The sequence below is a fragment of the Saccharopolyspora shandongensis genome, from assembly GCF_900106995.1.
GTDB lineage: Bacteria > Actinomycetota > Actinomycetes > Mycobacteriales > Pseudonocardiaceae > Saccharopolyspora > Saccharopolyspora shandongensis.
Genome location: NZ_FNOK01000005.1, coordinates 139,618 through 156,967 on the forward strand (window position 1 = coordinate 139,618; position 17,350 = coordinate 156,967).

The following is a 17,350-nucleotide window of genomic DNA, read 5'->3' on the forward strand; positions in this document are numbered from 1 at the left end:
CCGTCCTCGGTGTAACCGGTTAAAGTGGAAGAGAAACCGAATATAGTGGTTACATGCGGGTGGGAACAAGGCTGCTGACCGCGGCGACCGGCGAACGGTTCCGGTTCGACGCCGGGTGCTTCTGCCTGGAGCTGCTGATCACCGGCGGGCCGGGGCCGTACCAGCGCTACGAGATCCTGCACGAGCCGGCGGATCTGGCGCGCTGGCTGGAGGGCTCGCGGCTGGCGGAAGTCGCGCCGCTGAGCGGCGACGACATCCGCATCCAGCCCGCCGAACTCCGCCGCATCAAGCGGTTCCGGGACACGATGTGGTCGGTCGCGAAGGCCGTGGCGCACGGCGAGCGCCCATCGAGCGCCGACCTGGAGGTGCTCAACGACAGCGCGGAGCCGCCGCCCCGGCCGCGGCTGGACCCGGCGACGGGCGTCCGGCAGTGGGCCTCGCCCGTCACCGGCGGCCAGATCCTCGGCGCCGCGGCTCGCGAAGCCATCGAGCTGCTCGGCGGCGAGCGAGTCGAGCGGCTCCGGGAATGCGCGGCGGACGACTGCTCGCTGCTCTTCCTCGACACCTCCCGGCCGGGCTCCCGCCGGTGGTGCTCGATGCAGCGCTGCGGGAACCGCCACAAGGTGAACGCCCACCGGGCCCGCCAGACCTGACGTCCGCGGGTAGGCCTCCCGACCTCGCCCGGGAGTTCGTTCAGCCTGGCTCGCCCCGAAGGCGTCCGGCGCCTGACGCCGGCGGCGATTTCGCGCGAAATCGCCGCCCTGCGCCTCGGGTGGCCACGTCCCACAGGCGCCCGCATCCGAGCTTGGCGACCCCTGGAATCGGGAGTCCGAGCCGCTTGTAGGGGTTCCCGGCGAAATCGGGGACTTCCCGGCCTTCCGCATCGTCGTCCACAGTGGTCGTTGGCGGATTCTGCGGTGAGAAGCCGTTTCTGGGAAATGCTCGGGAAATTGCCGGAAGTCCGCTGATCACGGGCGGAACGGTGCTGGCTGAGCTGCGGAAATGCGATCGGGCCCGGTCGTGGCCGCCGATTCCCAGGGTTTTCCCAGCCGGTTTCCACGGCCCTCGCACGTCGTCCCGGCTTGATTGACGCCGGAAGCGAGGTGGTGGGAGATGAATGCTGTGCCGCAGCTCGGCGTCGCCGCGCATCGCGTGGTTCGCCGGACCGCGACGATCGACGTGGTGATCCCGGTTTTCAACGAGGAACGAACGCTCCCAGGATGCCTGGAGGTGTTGCGCGAGCACCTGTCGGAAGGCTTTCCGTTCGCCTGGACCATCACGGTGGTCGACAACGCGAGCACGGACGGCACGCTGGGCGTCGCCCGCGAGCTGGCCGGCTCGATGGACGGCGTGCGGGTGCTGCACCTGGACCGCAAGGGGCGCGGCCTGGCGTTGCGCACCGCGTGGGGTTACAGCGACGCGGATGTCGTGGTCTACATGGACGTCGACCTGTCGACGGGCCTGGACGCGCTGCTCCCGCTGGTCGCCCCGCTGGTCAACGGGCATTCGGACCTGGCGATCGGTTCCCGGCTGGCGACCGGCGCCCGCACGGTCCGCGGCGGCAAGCGGGAGCTGATCTCGCGCTGCTACAACAAGATGGTCCGCTGGACGCACGGTGCGCGGTTCACCGACGCGCAGTGCGGCTTCAAGGCGGCGCGCACAGACGTGGTGAAGCCGCTGCTGAAGCACGTGAGCGACGATTCCTGGTTCTTCGACACCGAACTCCTGCTGCTGGCCGAGCACAACGGGCTGCGGGTGCACGAGGTGCCGGTGGACTGGGTCGAGGACGTCGACACCCGGGTCAACGTGGTGCGGACCGCCGTCGACGACGTCGCGGGCCTGGTCCGGGTGGCCCGGGCCAAGATCACCGGCGCGGCGAGGGTTCCCGGCCTGCCGCAGCGGCCCGCGCCGCGCGCCGCGCACCCGCAGGCGGTGCTGGCGAAGCGGGAGAACGGCCTGCTGTGGCAGCTGGTTTCGTTCGGCGTGATCGGCCTGGTGTCCACAGTGCTCACCTCGGTCCTGTACGCCGTGCTGCGCTCCTGGTGGCCGCCGCTGCTGGCGAACCTGGTGGCGCTGACCGTCACGACGTTGTGGAACACCGAGGCCAATCGCCGGTTCACCTTCCTCGGCCGGCCGGGCTCGTCCGGCCGCGTGCACCTGCAGGGCCTGGTCGTGTTCGCCCTCTACTACGTCGTCACCTCCGGCGCGCTGCTCGGGTTGGACGCCTGGCAGCCGGATTCGTCGCGGTGGCTGGAAGTTCTCGTGCTCGTGGTGTCTTCGATGATCGGAACCGGGTTGCGGTTCGTGCTGCTGAGGTCGTGGGTCTTCCGGCCCGCGGCACCGCCTGAGGAAGAGGAACAGGGATGACGTCGGTTGATGCGACGAACGCGCAGCGCGCGGCCGCGCCGTTGCAGCGGCTTTCGCTGGCCGCGATCTGCGTGCTGTCCGGGGTGCTGTACTGCTGGGGGATCGGCGGTTCCTGGGGGAACTCGTACTACTCGGCGGCCGTGAAGTCGATGTCGCAGAGCTTCGAGAACTTCTTCTTCGGCTCCTTCGACCCGGCCGGCGTGGTCACCGTGGACAAGCCGCCGATGGCCCTGTGGTTGCAGGTGCTTTCGGTGAAGGTGTTCGGGTTCAACCAGTTCGCCGTGCTGTTCCCGCAGGTGGTGGCGGGCGTCGCCGCGGTCTTCCTGCTGCACCGCGCGGTCCGGCGGTGGGCGGGGGAGCACGCCGCGCTGATCGCCGCGCTGGTGCTGGCGCTGACCCCGATCACGGTGCTGATCAACCGGGACAACAACCCGGACACGCTGCTCGTGCTGCTGGTCGTGGCGGCCGCGTACGCGATGACGCGATCGTTCGAGTCCCGCAGGGCCACCTGGTGGGTCGCGTTGGCGGCGTTCCTGGTCGGCTGCGGCTTCCTGACGAAGATGTTGCAGGCGTGGATGGTGCTGCCCGCCTTCATCGCGGCCTACCTGGTCGGCAGCCGTGCCGGTTGGGGGCGGCGCCTGCTGGACCTGGGCGTGGCGGCCGTGGTGGTCTTGGTCGGCTCGTTCTGGTGGGTCGCCGCGACCGCGCTGTGGCCTTCGCCGAAGCCGTACATCGGGGGCAGCTCGGACGGTTCCGCCTGGGATCTCGTGTTCGGCTACAACGGCTTCGGGCGGATCTTCGGCAACGGCGGGAACCCCGGCGGCAACCCGGGAGGCGGCTTCCAGCCGCCGGGCGGCACCGGTGGCGGTTTCCAAGCGCCGAGTGGTGGCGGCGGTTTCTCCGGCTCGTCAGGAATCCTGCGGATGTTCAACGAGCAGCTCGCCGGTCAGATCAGCTGGCTGCTGCCGCTGTGCGCGTTGGTGCTGGTCGCGATGCTCGTCGCCGGGGTGCGGCGGTGGCGCGGCGGCCGGCCGCTGGACCGGGAGCAGACCGGGGGCTGGGTGCTCTGGGGCGGCTGGCTGGTGGTCGTCGGCGTCATGCTCAGCTTCGCGCAGGGCATCATGCACCCCTACTACACGACGATGCTCGCGCCCGCGGTCGGCGCCGTCGTCGGGGCCGGTGTCGTCCGGTTCTGGCGCTGGTACCGCGAGCCGCACGGCAAGGCGTGGCTGCTGCTTCCGGTCGGCGTCGCGATCACGGTGGCGTGGGCGATGGCCATCGTCGCGCGCGACCTGAGCTGGCACGCGTGGGCCGGGTACGCGGCCGTCGGGTTGGGCGTGCTCGCGCTGGTCGTGCTGCTGGTCGGTCGGCGCGGCAAGGCGGCGCTGGCCAGGACCGGCCTGGTGCTGGGCTTGGCCGCGGCCCTGGCGGTGCCGACGGCGTGGTCGGCGATCGGCGCGGTCAGCACCCAGAACGGCATGGGCGGTGCGAACCCGATGGCCGGGCCGGAGACGAGCATGCGCCCACCGGGCGGGGTCATGCGGTTCCCGGCGGCGGGCGACGACGGCATGCCCCCGGACGGGCCGGGTCAGGACGGCGGGCAGAACTCGGTCGAGCAGGGCGCCCCCGAGCAAGGGCCGATCTTCTCCACCGGCGGCATGGGCGGCGGCGAGTCGTTGAGCGCGGAGCAGCGCAAAATGCTCGACTACGTGCAGGCCAACGCGGGTGATCTCGACGTGCCGCTGGCGGTGGAGGGCGGCTCGATGGGCGCCTCGTCCTACATCATCAACTCGGACGTGACGGTGGTCGGCATGGGCGGGTTCAGCAGCAGCGACGAAGCCCCGTCGGTGGCGCAGCTGGCCGAGCGGAAGCGGGCCGGTCAGCTCGGCTTCGTCCAGCTCGGCGGCATGGGTGGCCCGGGCGGCCCGGGCGGCATGCAGCGCCGCGACGGCATGGGCGATCGGGACGGCATGGGCGAGGCACCGGATGGCGTGCAGCTTCCCGGCGGCATGCCGGGCCGGGGTGGCCAGATCGCGCAGGAGCGCGACGCGTGGGTGAAGCAGAACTGCACCCTCGTCGACCCGGCCGCCTGGGGAGGCTCGGCGGACACGTCGGCGCAGCTCTACCGGTGCAGCTGACGCTCGGGTGAGTGCGCGGCCTCGGCCGCGCACTCACCCGGGTGCTGTTCTGCCTGGTCAGGGCTCGCGAGTGGGTTGGGGCGCCACAGCACCCCGACCCACTCGCGGCACCGGAACACCGGCCCATCCGGTTCCCAGGCCTCTTCCAGGCTTTTCCCAGGGAGGTGGGCGATGCTTGACGGCGTGGCGGATACCAACAGCGCGCGCGTCCTGGTCGTCGACGACGAGCCCAACATCCTGGAGCTGCTGACCGCGGCGCTGCGGCTCAGCGGCTTCGAGGTGCACGGCGCGGGCACCGGCGCCGACGCGCTGCGGGCCGCCGTGGAGTTCCGGCCGGACATCGTGGTGCTCGACGTGATGCTCCCGGACCGGGACGGGTTCTCGGTCGCCTCCGAGCTGCGCGCCAACGGCAACGCCGTGCCGGTGCTGTTCCTGACCGCCCGGGACGCCGTCGAGGACCGCATCGCCGGGCTGACCGCGGGCGGCGACGACTACGTCACCAAGCCGTTCAGCCTCGACGAGGTGGTGCTGCGGCTTCGCGCGATACTGCGCCGGGTGCAGCCCGCGCAGGCCAACGACTCGCGGCTGCGCTACCACGACCTGGAGCTGGACGAGGAGACCTACGAGGTCCGCCGCGGCGGCAGCCTGGTGAACCTGTCGCCGACCGAGTTCAAGCTGCTGCGCTACCTGCTCATCAACGCGGAGAAGGTGGTCAGCAAGGTGCAGATCCTGGACCGGGTGTGGAACTACGAGTTCGGCGGGGACAGCAGGATCGTCGAGTCCTACATCAGCTACCTGCGGCGCAAGGTCGACTCCGCCGCGCCGCCGCTGATCCACACCATCCGCGGCGTCGGTTACGTGCTGCGCCTGCCGCCGGAGCAGCGATGACGGTGCTGCGGACGCTGCGCGGGCGGCTGGTGCTCGTGCTGGTCGGCGCACTGGTGGTCGGCCTGTTCCTGGTGGGGGTGACCAGCACCGCGCTGCTGAACAGGTCGCTGGTCGAGCGCACCGACGACCGGCTGGCGGCGCTGTCCGGGCCGTGGGAGCACGGGCTGCTCGAACCACCGGACCCGACGCGGCCGCCACCGGGCCCGGCCCTCGAACGCGGCGAGCTGCCCACCGAGTTCCGGGTGCTGATCTTCGATCCCGGCGGCAGCCAGATCGGCGCCGTGATCGGGCAGCCCCAGAGCGACCAGGGCGGTCCGGTGCTGCGGGATCCGCAGCACGGGCAGGCGATCAAGACCGTGCCCGACCGGGCGGGCGGCTCGGACTGGCGGATACGGACTGTCGCCCTGCCCAACGGGCGGTACGTGGTGCTCGCGCTGTCGCTGGCGAACGTCGAGGCGACCGTGCGCCAGCTGATCGTCATCGAGCTGGTCGTCGGCGCCGCGGTGCTGCTAGTGCTGGCCGTCGCGGCGGCGCTGACGGTGCGGCTGAGCCTGCGGCCGCTGAATCGCATCGAGCACACCGCCGATGCCATCGCGGCCGGGCAACTCGACCGGCGCGTGCCGGACCAGGATCCGCGCACCGAGACGGGCCGGCTCGGCGCGGCGCTGAACACGATGCTCGGGCGACTGGTGGACGCGCTGCAGCAGCGGGAGCACTCCGAGCTCCGGTTGCGGCGGTTCGTCGCGGACGCCGGGCACGAGCTGCGGACGCCGTTGACGTCGATCCGGGGCTTCGCGGAGCTGTACCGGCGCAGCGATCAGCACCGCGAGGAGGACGTGCGGATGATGATGCGGCGCATCGAATCCGAGGCGGTGCGCATGGGCGGCCTCGTCGACGACCTGCTGCTGCTGGCCCGGCTGGACCGGGAGCGCACCATCGACCTGGTCGGCGTCGATGTGGTGCCGCTGGTGCAGGACGTCGTGCAGGACGGGCGGGCGCGCGACCCCGAGCGGCAGATCGAGCTGCGGGACGGGGGGCGCCCGCTGCGGGTGCTCGCCGACAGCCCCCGGCTCCGCCAGGTGCTGACGAACCTGGTGAACAACGCCCTGATGCACACGCCGCCGGGCTCGCCGGTCACCGTCGAGGTCGCGCGGGGTTCGGCCGGGGGATGGGCGCTCGCGGCGGCCGGCGCGGAGCTGCCGGCGGGCACCCCGGTGGCGTTGATCTCGGTCACCGACACCGGCCCGGGCATCCCGCCGGAGCACGCCCCGCGGATCTTCGACCGCTTCTACCGGGTCGACGACGGCCGGCACCGCGACGTCGGCGGAACGGGCCTCGGCCTGGCGATCACGACGGCGATCGCCGAGGCCCACAACGGCCGGGTGGAACTGCACGCCGGCCCCGGCGGCGGCAGCACCTTCCGCCTCCTCCTGCCCCTGACCTGACCCACAGCGCGGAACCCGGGTTCCGTTCGCCGCAATTTCAATGAGGTTTTTCATTCTCGTTTTGCGTGGCGGTGCGGGTGGCGGAACCTCAGCGCCCGCCTGGACTGTGGGTGCCCAACCTGATGTATGTCCAATACACGGCGGTTGGGCCGTCCTCGCCAGGCGAACGCTGAGAACCCGCGGCGGTGCAAGCTGCGTAGGTGGGCTATGCGCCTGCGGCGCATGCGACTGCTTTCGGGATACGGTCCGTTGGCTGTCGCGGCTGCGGTCACCAGCCAAGACGAAAAACGCTCAATGGAAGTCGGACCTTCGATTTCCATTAAAATTGCGGTCCTCCGCGGCTCGGCCGCGGCGTCAGAGCTTGATCGTCGGGTTGTGGATGTCGAACCACGTCGACAGGTCGAGGGCTCTTTCGAAGGTGAAGCGCGCCAGCTGGTCGATCCGTGCCGGGTCCTGCGCCAGCGCTCCGGCCAGCCACCGCTCGTCGAGCAGCGCCAGCGCCGGGTCTCCCGCGGCGACGAGGTCCGCCACCTGGCGCTGCAGCACCGCCGCGTACTTCGGGTCCTGTGTGGACGGATACGGGCTCTTCACCCGCTCCACCACCGACTTCGGCAGCACGTCGGCGGCGGCGTGCCGCAGCAGGCTCTTCTCCCGGCCGTCGAAGGTCTTCAGCGACCACGGGGCGTTGAAGACGTACTCCACCAGCCGGTGGTCGCAGAACGGCACCCGCACCTCCAGACCGACCGCCATGCTCATCCGGTCCTTGCGGTCCAGCAGGATGCGGACGAACCGGGTCAGGTGCAGGTAGCAGATCTCCCGCATCCGGCGCTCGAAGTCGCCCTCCCCGTCGAGCACCGGGACCGAGCCGATGGCGTCGCGGTAGCTGTCGGCCACGTAGGACTCCAGGTCCAGCGCCGCAGCCACGTCCGGGCTGAGGATCTCCGCCCGCTCGGTGGAGTGCGTGCGTACCGCGGCGATCCACGGGAAGGTCTCGGCCTGCCGCACCTGCGGGTCGTGGAACCACTTGTAGCCGCCGAAGACCTCGTCCGCGGACTCGCCGGACAGCGCCACGGTCGAGTGGCCGCGGATCGCCTTGAACAGCAGGTAGAGCGACTGGTCGAGGTCGCCCATCCCCAGCGGGACGTCCCGGGCCTGCACGGTGGCGCGGCGCACGGCGGGATCGGCGAGCGCGTCGGGGTCCAGCACGATGTCCTGGTGCAGCGACCCGACGTGCTCGGCGACGTCGTGGACGTACGGCGTGTCGGGCGTGCCACGCATCTCGTCGGGCACGAAGTTCTCGGTCTGGCCGACGAAGTCGACCGCGAAGCTGCGGACCTGCTCGCCGCTGCGCGCCAGCTGGCGGCCGGCCAGCGCGGTGATGGCGCTGGAGTCCAGGCCGCCGGAGAGCAGCACGCAGCGCGGCACGTCGGAGATCAGCTGCCGCGCGACGATGTCGTCGAGCAGTTCGCGGACGTGCGCGACGGAGGCCTGCTGGTCGTCGTCGTGCGCCGCGGCCCGCAGCCGCCAGTAGGTGTGCTCGCGCAGGCCCTTGCGGTCGACGGTGACGACGGTGCCCGGCTCCACCTCGCGCATGCCGGACCACATCGCCTGCCGCGGCGTCTTGACCATCGCGAACATCTCGCGCAGCCCGTCGACGTCGATGACCTTCTCGGCCAGCGGGTTGGCCAGGATCGCCTTCGGCTCGGAACCGAAGAGCACGCCTTGCTCGGTCGGGTAGTAGTACAGCGGCTTGATGCCCATCCGGTCGCGGATCAGCAGCAGCTGTTCGCTGCGGGTGTCCCAGACGGCGAAGGCGAACATCCCGTTCAGGTGTTCGGCGACCTGCGCGCCCCACTCCAGGTAGCCGTGCAGCACGACCTCGGTGTCGCTGTCGGTGTCGAAGCGGTGGCCGCGGCGCCGCAGTTCGTCGCGCAGCTCGGTGAAGTTGTAGGCCTCGCCGCTGTAGACGATGGCGACCTCGCCGTCGGGCGTCGCGGCCGCCATCGGCTGCGCCCCGCCGGGCAGGTCGATGATGGCCAGCCGCCGGTGGCCGAGGGCGGCGTGCGGGCGCACCCAGGTGCCGCCGGCGTCCGGGCCGCGGCAGGTCATGGTGGCGCACATGGCGTCGATGGCGGGTTGTTCGCGGGTCAGGTCGCGCTGGAAGTCGATCCAGCCGGAGATGCCGCACATTTCGGGTTCTCCTCCGTGTCGGTTTGACCTCGCGGTGGGTCGCGGGCACCGGGTTCCGGGTGCTCCGCGCCACGCGCGCTTTCATTAGCCATGTTAACTAGATCGTTGCATCGACGAAACCAACTTGCGGAGTGAAGTCACCCACTCACAAAGCGTGCGGATCAGTGAAACCGCCCGAAAACCGGCGCCGCCAGTTCACTCGATCGGGCGCATCAAGAACGCATCAATGCGTTCGGGGGCGGGCATCAAGGAGCCGTCATGGGCCTTGGCCGCGCCCGTCGCGGGGATTTCGCTGGACATAGGCGGTCACCACGAGCCGGTGGCCCGATTTCGAGTGAAGGAGTGCGCAGCGGTGGCTGATCTCGCCTACGCCGTGCTGCTGATCGGCGGGTTCCTCGTCCTGGCGTTGACCCTCCGCGGTTTGGAGCGCTTGTGAGCACCTTGCTAGCCAACGTCGCCGGAGGCGTGTTGGCGCTGCTGTTGATCGGTTACCTGTTCGTCGCGCTTATCCGGCCGGAGAAGTTCTGATGAGTTCCCCCATGGTCGGCCTGGTGCAGGTCGGCCTCCTGATCCTGGCCATCGGAGTGGTCTACCGGCCCCTCGGTGACTATCTGGCCCACGTCTACACCAGCGAGAAGCACTGGCGCGTCGAGAAGGCGGTGTACCGCCTGGTGCGCATCGACGGCGACGCCCAGCAGCGCTGGACCACCTACGCCGCCGGCGTCCTCGGCTTCTCGGTCATGTCCGTCGCGCTGCTCTACCTGATGCAGCGGTTGCAGCCGCTGCTGCCGCTGAGCTTCGGCCGCGGCGCGGTCGACCCGGCGACGGCGTTCAACACCGCGGTCAGCTTCGTGACCAACACGAACTGGCAGTCCTACGTGCCGGAGACGACGCTCGGGCACTCCGTGCAGATGGCCGGGCTGACCGTGCAGAACTTCGTCTCGGCGGCCGTCGGCATGGCCGTGGCGATCGCGCTGGTGCGCGGCTTCACCGCCGCCGGAACCGGCCGCCTCGGCAACGTCTGGGTGGACATCACCCGCGGCTGCACCCGCGTGCTGCTGCCGATCGCGGTTGTCGCGGCGGTGCTGCTGGTGGCGCTCGGCGGGGCGATGAGCCTCGCCTCGGGCATCCACGTCATCGGCCTGGACGGCCAGGCGCACACGATCGCCACCGCGCCGATCGCCAGCCAGGAGGTCATCAAGGAGCTCGGCACCAACGGCGGCGGCGTGCTCAACGCCAACTCGGCGCACCCGTTCTCCAACCCCGGTGGCATCAGCAACCTGCTGGAGATCTTCCTGATCCTGGTCATCCCGCTGGCCCTGACCCGCACCTTCGGCACCATGGTCGGCGACCGCCGCCAGGGCCGGGTGCTGCTGACGGTGATGGTCGCGATCATGGCCGTGATGACCGCGGTCGTCTGGTGGGCCGAAAGCCACCCCAACGGCCCGGCGACACTGGCCGCCGGCGGTGCCCTGGAAGGCAAGGAAACCCGTTTCGGGCTGTTCCTGTCCGGCCTGTTCGCGGTCGCCACGACCGGCACCTCCACCGGCGCCGTCAACTCGATGCACGACAGCTTCACCGGGCTCGGCGGCCTGGTGCCGCTGCTGAACATGCTGCTCGGCGAGGTCGCACCCGGCGGTGTCGGCGCGGGCCTGTACGGGATCCTGGTGCTGGCCGTGATCGCGGTGTTCCTGGCCGGGCTGATGGTCGGCCGCACGCCGGAGTACCTGGGCAAGAAGCTCGGGCGGCGCGAAGTTACTGCGGCGGCGCTGTCGATCCTCGTGATGCCCACGATGGTGCTGCTCGGGGCCGGCACCGCGCTCGCGCTGCCGTCCACTGGGGACGCCCTGAACAACACCGGGGCGCACGGCCTGTCGGAGGTCCTCTACGCCTTCGCCTCGGCGGGCAACAACAACGGCAGCGCCTTCGCCGGGCTGACCGTGACCAGCGACTTCTTCCAGGTCGCGCTCGGCCTCGCGATGCTCTTCGGCCGGTTCATGCCGATCCTCGCGGTGCTGATGCTGGCCGGCGCGGTGGCCCAGCAGCAGCGCGTCCCCGCCACCGCGGGCACGCTGCCCACCACCGGTCCGCTGTTCGCCGGGCTGCTCGGCGGCACCGTCATCCTCGTCGCGGCGCTGACCTTCCTGCCCGCGCTCGCCCTCGGACCGATCGCGGAGGCCCTCGCATGACCACCACGCTGGAGAAACCCCAGGAATCGCAGCGGGAAACCGGGCCGCGGAAGATGTCCGCGGGCGCGTTCAGCCCGCGCCAGCTGTGGACGTCGCTGCCGGAGGCGCTGCGCAAGCTGAACCCGAAGCACCAGCTGGCCAACCCGGTCATGTTCGTGGTGTGGGCCGGTTCGGTGCTGACCACCGTGCTCGCCGTGGCCGAACCGAACGCGTTCAGCATCTCGGTGGCCGCCTGGCTGTGGTTCACCGTGCTGTTTGCCAACCTCGCCGAAGCCGTCGCCGAAGGCCGCGGCCGGGCGCAGGCGGAATCGTTGCGGCGCACCAAGACCGAGGCGGTCGCGCGGCGGCTGGTCGACGGCGTCGAGGAGCAGGTGCCGGGCACGGCGCTGCGCATCGGCGACCGGGTCGTGGTCGAGGCCGGCGAGGTCATCCCCGGCGACGGCGACGTGGTCGAGGGCATCGCGACCGTCGACGAGTCGGCGATCACCGGCGAATCCGCCCCGGTGATCCGGGAATCCGGCGGCGACCGCTCGGCGGTCACGGCCGGCACGACGGTGCTCTCCGACCGGATCGTCGTGGAGATCACCACCAAGCCGGGCGAGACGTTCGTCGACCGGATGATCGCGCTGGTCGAGGGCGCGCAGCGGCAGAAGACGCCGAACGAGATCGCGCTGACGATCCTGCTGTCCACGCTGACGATCATCTTCCTGCTCGCGGTGGTCGCCCTGCAGCCGATGGCCAGCTACTCCGGCTCGCTGCTGTCGGTGATCACCCTGACCGCGCTGCTGGTGTGCCTGATCCCGACGACGATCGGCGCGCTGCTGTCGGCGATCGGCATCGCGGGCATGGACCGGCTGGTGCAGCGCAACGTGCTCGCGAAGTCCGGCCGCGCCGTGGAGGCCGCGGGCGACGTGGACACGCTGCTGCTGGACAAGACCGGCACGATCACCTTCGGCAACCGGCGCTGCACCGAGCTGCTGCCCGTCGGCGGCGCGACGCTCGGCGAGCTGGCCGAGGTCGCGCGGCTGTCCAGCCTCGCCGACCAGACTCCGGAGGGCACCAGCATCGTGGCGTACTGCGCCGAGCAGTACGGCCTGCCCACCCGGCCGCAGGGCTCGGAGCTGCACGCCGAAGAGGTCGCTTTCACCGCGCAGACCAGGATGAGCGGCATCGACATCGAGGGCCGCGAGATCCGCAAGGGCGCGACCAGCGCGGTGCGCGCATGGGCCGGCGGCATCTCGTCCGAAGTGGAGGGAATCACCGAGGCGATCGCCTCGGAGGGCGGCACGCCGCTGGTGGTCGCCGAGCGCAGCGGCGCCGAAACCCGCGTGGTCGGCGTGATCCGGCTGTCCGATGTGGTCAAACCCGGCATGAAGGAGCGGTTCGCCGAGCTGCGCGCGATGGGCATCCGCACCGTGATGGTCACCGGCGACAACGAGCTGACCGCCAAGGCCATCGCCGCCGAGGCCGGCGTCGACGACTACCTCGCCGAGGCCAAGCCCGAGGACAAGATGGCCCTGATCAAGGCCGAGCAGGAAGGTGGCCGCCTGGTCGCGATGACCGGCGACGGCACCAACGACGCGCCCGCGCTCGCGCAGGCCGACGTCGGCGTGGCGATGAACACCGGCACGGCGGCGGCCAAAGAGGCCGGCAACATGGTCGACCTCGACTCCGACCCGACGAAGCTGATCGAGATCGTCGAGATCGGCAAGCAGCTGCTGATCACCCGCGGCGCGCTGACAACCTTCAGCATCGCCAACGACCTGGCCAAGTACTTCGCGATCCTGCCCGCGATGTTCGTGGCGATCTACCCGCAGCTGGACGCGCTGAACATCATGCGGCTGGCCACCCCGACGTCGGCGATCCTGTCGGCCGTCGTCTTCAACGCGCTGGTCATCATCGCGCTGATCCCGCTGGCGCTGCGCGGGGTCCGCTACCGGCCGACCACGGCGAGCGCGCTGCTGCGGCGCAACCTGCTGGTCTACGGGCTCGGCGGCATCGTCACGCCGTTCCTCGGGATCTGGCTGATCGACCTGGTCATCCGCTTCATCCCGGGCATCGGCTGAACCCGTCGTGAGCGCTTTGGAGCGCCCCGGCGATCCAAAGCGCTCACGACCCCCAACGGCAACACTGCCATTCGAGGAAGGCACTGATGAAAAGCACACTGCTGCGCCAGACGCTGGCGGGGTTGCGGCTGTTGCTGGTGGCGACCGTCGTGCTCGGCGTGGCGTATCCGCTGGCGATCTGGGGCATCAGCCGGATCCCCGGCCTGCAGGCCAACGCCGAGGGATCGCAGATCGTGGTGGACGGCCGGGTCGTCGGCTCATCGCTGATCGGCATCGACCCGGTCCCGGTCGACCCGGCCCACGACCCCTACTTCCACACCCGCCCCGCGGCCTCCGCGGAGGGCGCCCTGGGACCGGGCGACCCAGCGAGCACCGGCGGCTCCAACTACGGCGGAGCCAGCGAGGATCTGCTCAAGGCCGTGCAGGAGCGGCGCGACGGCATCGCCGCCCGCGAGGGCGTGCGGCCCGAGCAGGTGCCGACGGACGCCGTCACGGCGTCGGGCAGCGGCGTCGACCCGGACATCAGCCCGGCCTACGCGGAGCTGCAGGCGGCCCGGGTGGCTCGCGTCACCGGCATCCCGCTGGAGGAGGTCCGGCGCCTGATCGCCGAGAACACCAGCGGTGGGATCGTCGCCGAGCGCGTGGTGAACGTGACGACCCTCAACGTCGCCGTCCACCAGGCAAGGTGATGCCGACGGGGTAAGTTGCCTGGTCAGGGACCGTGCGTACTTTTGGTTGCCAGAGCGGCACAAAGTACGCACGGGCCAGAGGCGGTATTCGATGAAGGCAACCGCTAATAACATCGGGTCGTAGGAGACTGGAAGCGTGGCGGAGAAGGGGCGACGGCGCGGCGAGCTGCGGATCTACCTCGGCGCGGCGCCCGGGGTCGGCAAGACGTACGCGATGCTCAACGAGGCGCGGCGCCGCACGGAACGCGGCACCGACGTGGTCGTCGGCTTCGTGGAGGACCACGGCCGCGCCAAGACCGCCGCGCTGCTCGACGGCCTGGACGTCCTGCCGCGTCGGCGCGTCAGCCACCGCGGCGTCGAGCTCACCGAGATGGACCTCGATGCGCTGCTGGCCCGGAAGCCGGAGGTCGCCATCGTCGACGAGCTCGCGCACACCAACGTTCCCGGCTCCCGCAACGAGAAGCGCTGGCAGGACATCGATGAACTCCTCGACGCCGGGATCAACGTGCTGTCCACGGTCAACGTGCAGCACCTGGAGACCCTCAACGACGTGGTGGAGACGATCACCGGCGTCCGGCAACAGGAAACCGTGCCCGACGAGGTGGTGCGCCGCGCCGAGCAGATCGAACTCGCCGACATCACCCCGGAAGCGCTGCGCCGCCGGATGGCGCACGGCAACGTCTACGCGGCGGACCGGGTGGATGCCGCGCTGGGCAACTACTTCCGCACCGGCAACCTGACGGCGCTGCGCGAGCTCGCGCTGCTGTGGCTGGCCGACCAGGTCGACGTGGCGCTGCGCCGCTACCGCGCGGAGAAGAAGATCACCGACACCTGGGAGGCCCGCGAACGCGTCGTGGTCGCGGTCACCGGCGGCCGCGAGAGCGAGACGCTGATCCGCAGGGCCCGCCGGATCGCGGCCCGCGCGGGCGCGGAGCTCCAGGTGGTGCACGTGCTGCGCGGCGACGGGCTCGCCGGGGCGTCGCCGACCGGCATAGCGCGAGCCCGCAAACTCGCCGACGCCGTGGGCGCCAGCTTCCACAGCGTCGTCGGCGACGACGTGCCCGAGGCGCTGCTGGAATTCGCCCGGGCGGCCGACGCCACGCAACTGGTGGTCGGTACCTCGCGGCGGTCCCGCTGGGCGCGGCTGTTCGACGAGGGCATCGGCGCCGCCACGGTGCAGAAGTCCGGGCCGATCGACGTGCACATGGTCACCCACGCCGAGGCCGGCGGGCGGCGATTCCTCCGGAAGATCACCAGGAATCCGCTGTCGTCGGCCCGCCAGCTGTGGGGCTGGGCGCTGTCGGTGCTGGTGCCCAGCGCGGTCACCGCGGTGGCCTACTTCTTCGGCGACGTCGCGCTGTCCACGGACGTCGTCGGCTACTTCCTGGCCACCGTCATCGTCGCGCTGGTCGGCGGGATGGCCCCGGCGATAGTCGCCGCACTGCTCTCCGGCGGGCTGCTGAACTTCTTCCTGACGCCGCCGCTGTACACGCTGACCGTGTCCGAGCCGCAGAACCTCGTGACGCTGGTCGCCATGATGATCGTCGGCATGCTGGTGGCGATCATGGTCGACCGGGCCGCGCGGCTGGCGGAGCAGGCCACCAACGCCCGCACCGAAGCCGCGCTGCTCACGTCCTACGCCCGCACCGTGCTCACCCATCCCGATCCGCTGGCGCGGCTGCTGGAGAAGGTGGTGGAGAACTTCGGCCTCACCTCGGCGGCGCTGCTGGAACGCACCAAGGACGGCTGGCACGTGGCGGCCTCCACCGGGGCGCCGCCCTGCACCAAACCCGAGCAGTCCGATGTGGACATCGAGGTCAACCCGGACGTCCACCTGGTGCTCAAGCGCCCGGGCAACAGGCCGCTGCCTGCCGCGGAGCGCGCCGTCCTGGAAGGCGCGGCGGGGCAGGCGCTGGTCGCGCTGCGCCAGCAGCGGATGGCCGCGGAAGCGCAGGAGGCCCAGCGGCGAGCGGACGCCACCCAGCTGCGCACCGCGTTGCTGTCGGCGGTCGGCCACGACCTGCGCACCCCGCTGGCGTCCATCAAGGCCTCGGTGAGCAGCCTCCGCGCCGCCGACCTGCAGCTGTCCGAAGAGGACACCGCCGACCTGCTCGCCGGCGTCGAGGAATCCTCGGACCGGCTGACCGAGTTGGTGGACAACCTGCTCGATTCCTCCCGGCTCGCGACCGGCGCGATCGCCCCGCGGCTGCGCCCGGTGAGCTACGACGAGGTCGTCGCGGGCGCGCTGGCCGGGCTGGACGGGCAGCAGCACATCGACGTCGACATCGACGAGAGCCTGCCGCCGGTGCTCGCCGACGTCGGGCTGCTGGAGCGCGTGGTGGCCAACGTGGTGCAGAACGCGCTGAAGTACGGGCGCACGAACGGCGACCGGATCAGGGTGCGGGCGAGCGAGCACGCGGCGCGGGTCGAGCTGCGCGTGGTCGACCACGGGCCGGGCCTGCCGGAAGACGCGGCCGAGTCCGCGTTCGCGCCGTTCGAGCGGCTCGGCGAGCACGGCGAGCGCGGCGACACCGGGGTGGCCGGGGTCGGGCTCGGCCTGAGCGTGGCGCAGGGTTTCATGACGGCGATGCACGGCACGATCCGGGCCGAGGACACCCCCGGCGGCGGGTTGACGATCGTGCTCTCACTCCCGGTGGTCGCCGCTGACGGACAGGGGAAGCGATGACGAGGGTCCTGGTTGTCGACGACGAGCCGCAGCTGCTGCGCGCCTTGCGGATCAACCTGACCGCGCGCGGCTACGAGGTGCTGACGGCCACGGACGGGTCGTCCGCGCTGCGCGCGGCCATCGACGGCAAGCCCGACGTGGTGATCCTCGACCTCGGCCTGCCGGACATGGACGGCAACGAGGTGATCGCGGGCCTGCGCGGCTGGACGACGGTGCCGATCATCGTGCTGTCGGCGCGCACGGACTCCACGGACAAGGTGCACGCCCTGGACGCCGGGGCGGACGACTACGTGACGAAACCGTTCGGCATGGACGAGCTGCTGGCGCGCCTGCGCGCGGCGGTCCGGCGCGCGAGCGCCGGCGAGGCGGCCGACGAACCGGTGGTGGAGACCGCGACGTTCACCGTGGACCTGTCGGCGAAGAAGGTGCTGCGCGAAGGCGTCGAGGTGCACCTGACGCCGACCGAGTGGGGCATGCTGGAGGTCCTGGCCCGGAACCGGGGCCGCCTGGTGGGCCAGAAGCAGCTCCTCAAGGAGGTCTGGGGCCCCCAGTACGCGAACGAAACCCACTACCTCCGCGTCTACCTGGCCCAACTCCGCCGGAAGCTGGAGCTGGACCCCAGCCACCCCCGCCACCTGATCACGGAAGCAGGCATGGGCTACCGCTTCGAACCCTGACCTCCGGACCTCAGG

13 protein-coding genes are annotated in these 17,350 nt (G+C 71.0%); 12 read left to right on the forward strand and 1 reads right to left on the reverse strand.

Annotation, left to right across the window (positions count from 1 at the left end):
• Positions 1-53 precede the first annotated feature (53 nt).
• The 5 genes from BLW84_RS07205 to BLW84_RS07225 all read left to right on the forward strand — a co-directional run bounded on the left by BLW84_RS07205 (position 54) and on the right by BLW84_RS07225 (position 6,838).
• Complete coding sequence (locus tag BLW84_RS07205) at positions 54-653, forward strand: CGNR zinc finger domain-containing protein (protein ID WP_093262688.1); 600 nt, start codon at positions 54-56, stop codon at positions 651-653.
• A gap of 460 nt (positions 654-1,113) precedes the next feature.
• Positions 1,114-2,367, forward strand: a complete 1,254-nt coding sequence (locus BLW84_RS07210) for a bifunctional glycosyltransferase family 2/GtrA family protein (protein WP_093262690.1) — start codon at positions 1,114-1,116, stop codon at positions 2,365-2,367.
• Positions 2,364-4,505, forward strand: coding sequence for an ArnT family glycosyltransferase (locus tag BLW84_RS07215; protein ID WP_093262692.1), 2,142 nt, complete (start codon positions 2,364-2,366; stop codon positions 4,503-4,505). The genes BLW84_RS07210 and BLW84_RS07215 overlap by 4 nt, the downstream gene beginning before the upstream one ends.
• Positions 4,506-4,676: 171 nt before the next feature.
• A complete protein-coding gene (locus BLW84_RS07220; RefSeq protein WP_093262694.1) occupies positions 4,677-5,393 on the forward strand; it encodes a response regulator transcription factor in 717 nt (238 codons plus the stop codon).
• Entirely contained in the window at positions 5,390-6,838 is a 1,449-nt protein-coding gene (locus tag BLW84_RS07225) for a sensor histidine kinase (RefSeq protein ID WP_093262697.1), read from the forward strand. Before BLW84_RS07220 ends, BLW84_RS07225 begins: the two co-directional genes overlap by 4 nt.
• Positions 6,839-7,192: 354 nt before the next feature.
• Here the strand turns inward: BLW84_RS07225 and asnB are convergent, their stop codons facing one another.
• Entirely contained in the window at positions 7,193-9,028 is a 1,836-nt protein-coding gene (gene asnB, locus BLW84_RS07230) for an asparagine synthase (glutamine-hydrolyzing) (protein WP_093262699.1), read from the reverse strand.
• Between the two features lie 154 nt (positions 9,029-9,182).
• Between asnB and BLW84_RS46045 the strand changes: the two genes are divergently transcribed.
• From BLW84_RS46045 to BLW84_RS07260, 7 genes are all read left to right on the forward strand, one after another.
• A complete protein-coding gene (locus BLW84_RS46045) occupies positions 9,183-9,464 on the forward strand; it encodes a hypothetical protein (protein WP_143060881.1) in 282 nt (93 codons plus the stop codon).
• The gene (gene kdpF / locus BLW84_RS07235) at positions 9,461-9,556 is read left to right on the forward strand and encodes a K(+)-transporting ATPase subunit F (RefSeq protein ID WP_093262700.1); all 96 of its coding nucleotides are present in this window, start codon (positions 9,461-9,463) and stop codon (positions 9,554-9,556) included. Before BLW84_RS46045 ends, kdpF begins: the two co-directional genes overlap by 4 nt.
• Positions 9,556-11,217: a potassium-transporting ATPase subunit KdpA gene (kdpA, locus tag BLW84_RS07240; protein WP_093262701.1), complete on the forward strand. Its 1,662-nt coding sequence runs from the start codon at positions 9,556-9,558 to the stop codon at positions 11,215-11,217. The genes kdpF and kdpA overlap by 1 nt, the downstream gene beginning before the upstream one ends.
• Positions 11,214-13,283 (forward strand): potassium-transporting ATPase subunit KdpB, encoded by a 2,070-nt coding sequence (gene kdpB / locus BLW84_RS07245; RefSeq protein WP_093262702.1) that lies wholly within the window; start codon positions 11,214-11,216, stop codon positions 13,281-13,283. The genes kdpA and kdpB overlap by 4 nt, the downstream gene beginning before the upstream one ends.
• Positions 13,284-13,369: 86 nt before the next feature.
• Positions 13,370-13,972, forward strand: a complete 603-nt coding sequence (locus BLW84_RS07250; RefSeq protein WP_093262703.1) for a potassium-transporting ATPase subunit C — start codon at positions 13,370-13,372, stop codon at positions 13,970-13,972.
• A 136-nt stretch (positions 13,973-14,108) separates the two neighbouring features.
• Positions 14,109-16,658 (forward strand): sensor histidine kinase, encoded by a 2,550-nt coding sequence (locus BLW84_RS07255; protein WP_093262704.1) that lies wholly within the window; start codon positions 14,109-14,111, stop codon positions 16,656-16,658.
• Positions 16,655-17,335: a response regulator gene (locus BLW84_RS07260; protein WP_093262705.1), complete on the forward strand. Its 681-nt coding sequence runs from the start codon at positions 16,655-16,657 to the stop codon at positions 17,333-17,335. The genes BLW84_RS07255 and BLW84_RS07260 overlap by 4 nt, the downstream gene beginning before the upstream one ends.
• Positions 17,336-17,350 lie beyond the last annotated feature (15 nt).

Coding starts and splice junctions, on each gene's coding strand:
- BLW84_RS07205 (WP_093262688.1), top strand. CDS start 54: ATGCGGGTGGGAACAAGGCTGCTGACCGCGGCGACCGGCGAACGGTTC.
- BLW84_RS07210 (WP_093262690.1), top strand. CDS start 1,114: ATGAATGCTGTGCCGCAGCTCGGCGTCGCCGCGCATCGCGTGGTTCGC.
- BLW84_RS07215 (WP_093262692.1), top strand. CDS start 2,364: ATGACGTCGGTTGATGCGACGAACGCGCAGCGCGCGGCCGCGCCGTTG.
- BLW84_RS07220 (WP_093262694.1), top strand. CDS start 4,677: ATGCTTGACGGCGTGGCGGATACCAACAGCGCGCGCGTCCTGGTCGTC.
- BLW84_RS07225 (WP_093262697.1), top strand. CDS start 5,390: ATGACGGTGCTGCGGACGCTGCGCGGGCGGCTGGTGCTCGTGCTGGTC.
- asnB (WP_093262699.1), bottom strand. CDS start 9,028: ATGTGCGGCATCTCCGGCTGGATCGACTTCCAGCGCGACCTGACCCGC.
- kdpA (WP_093262701.1), top strand. CDS start 9,556: ATGAGTTCCCCCATGGTCGGCCTGGTGCAGGTCGGCCTCCTGATCCTG.
- kdpB (WP_093262702.1), top strand. CDS start 11,214: ATGACCACCACGCTGGAGAAACCCCAGGAATCGCAGCGGGAAACCGGG.
- BLW84_RS07250 (WP_093262703.1), top strand. CDS start 13,370: ATGAAAAGCACACTGCTGCGCCAGACGCTGGCGGGGTTGCGGCTGTTG.
- BLW84_RS07260 (WP_093262705.1), top strand. CDS start 16,655: ATGACGAGGGTCCTGGTTGTCGACGACGAGCCGCAGCTGCTGCGCGCC.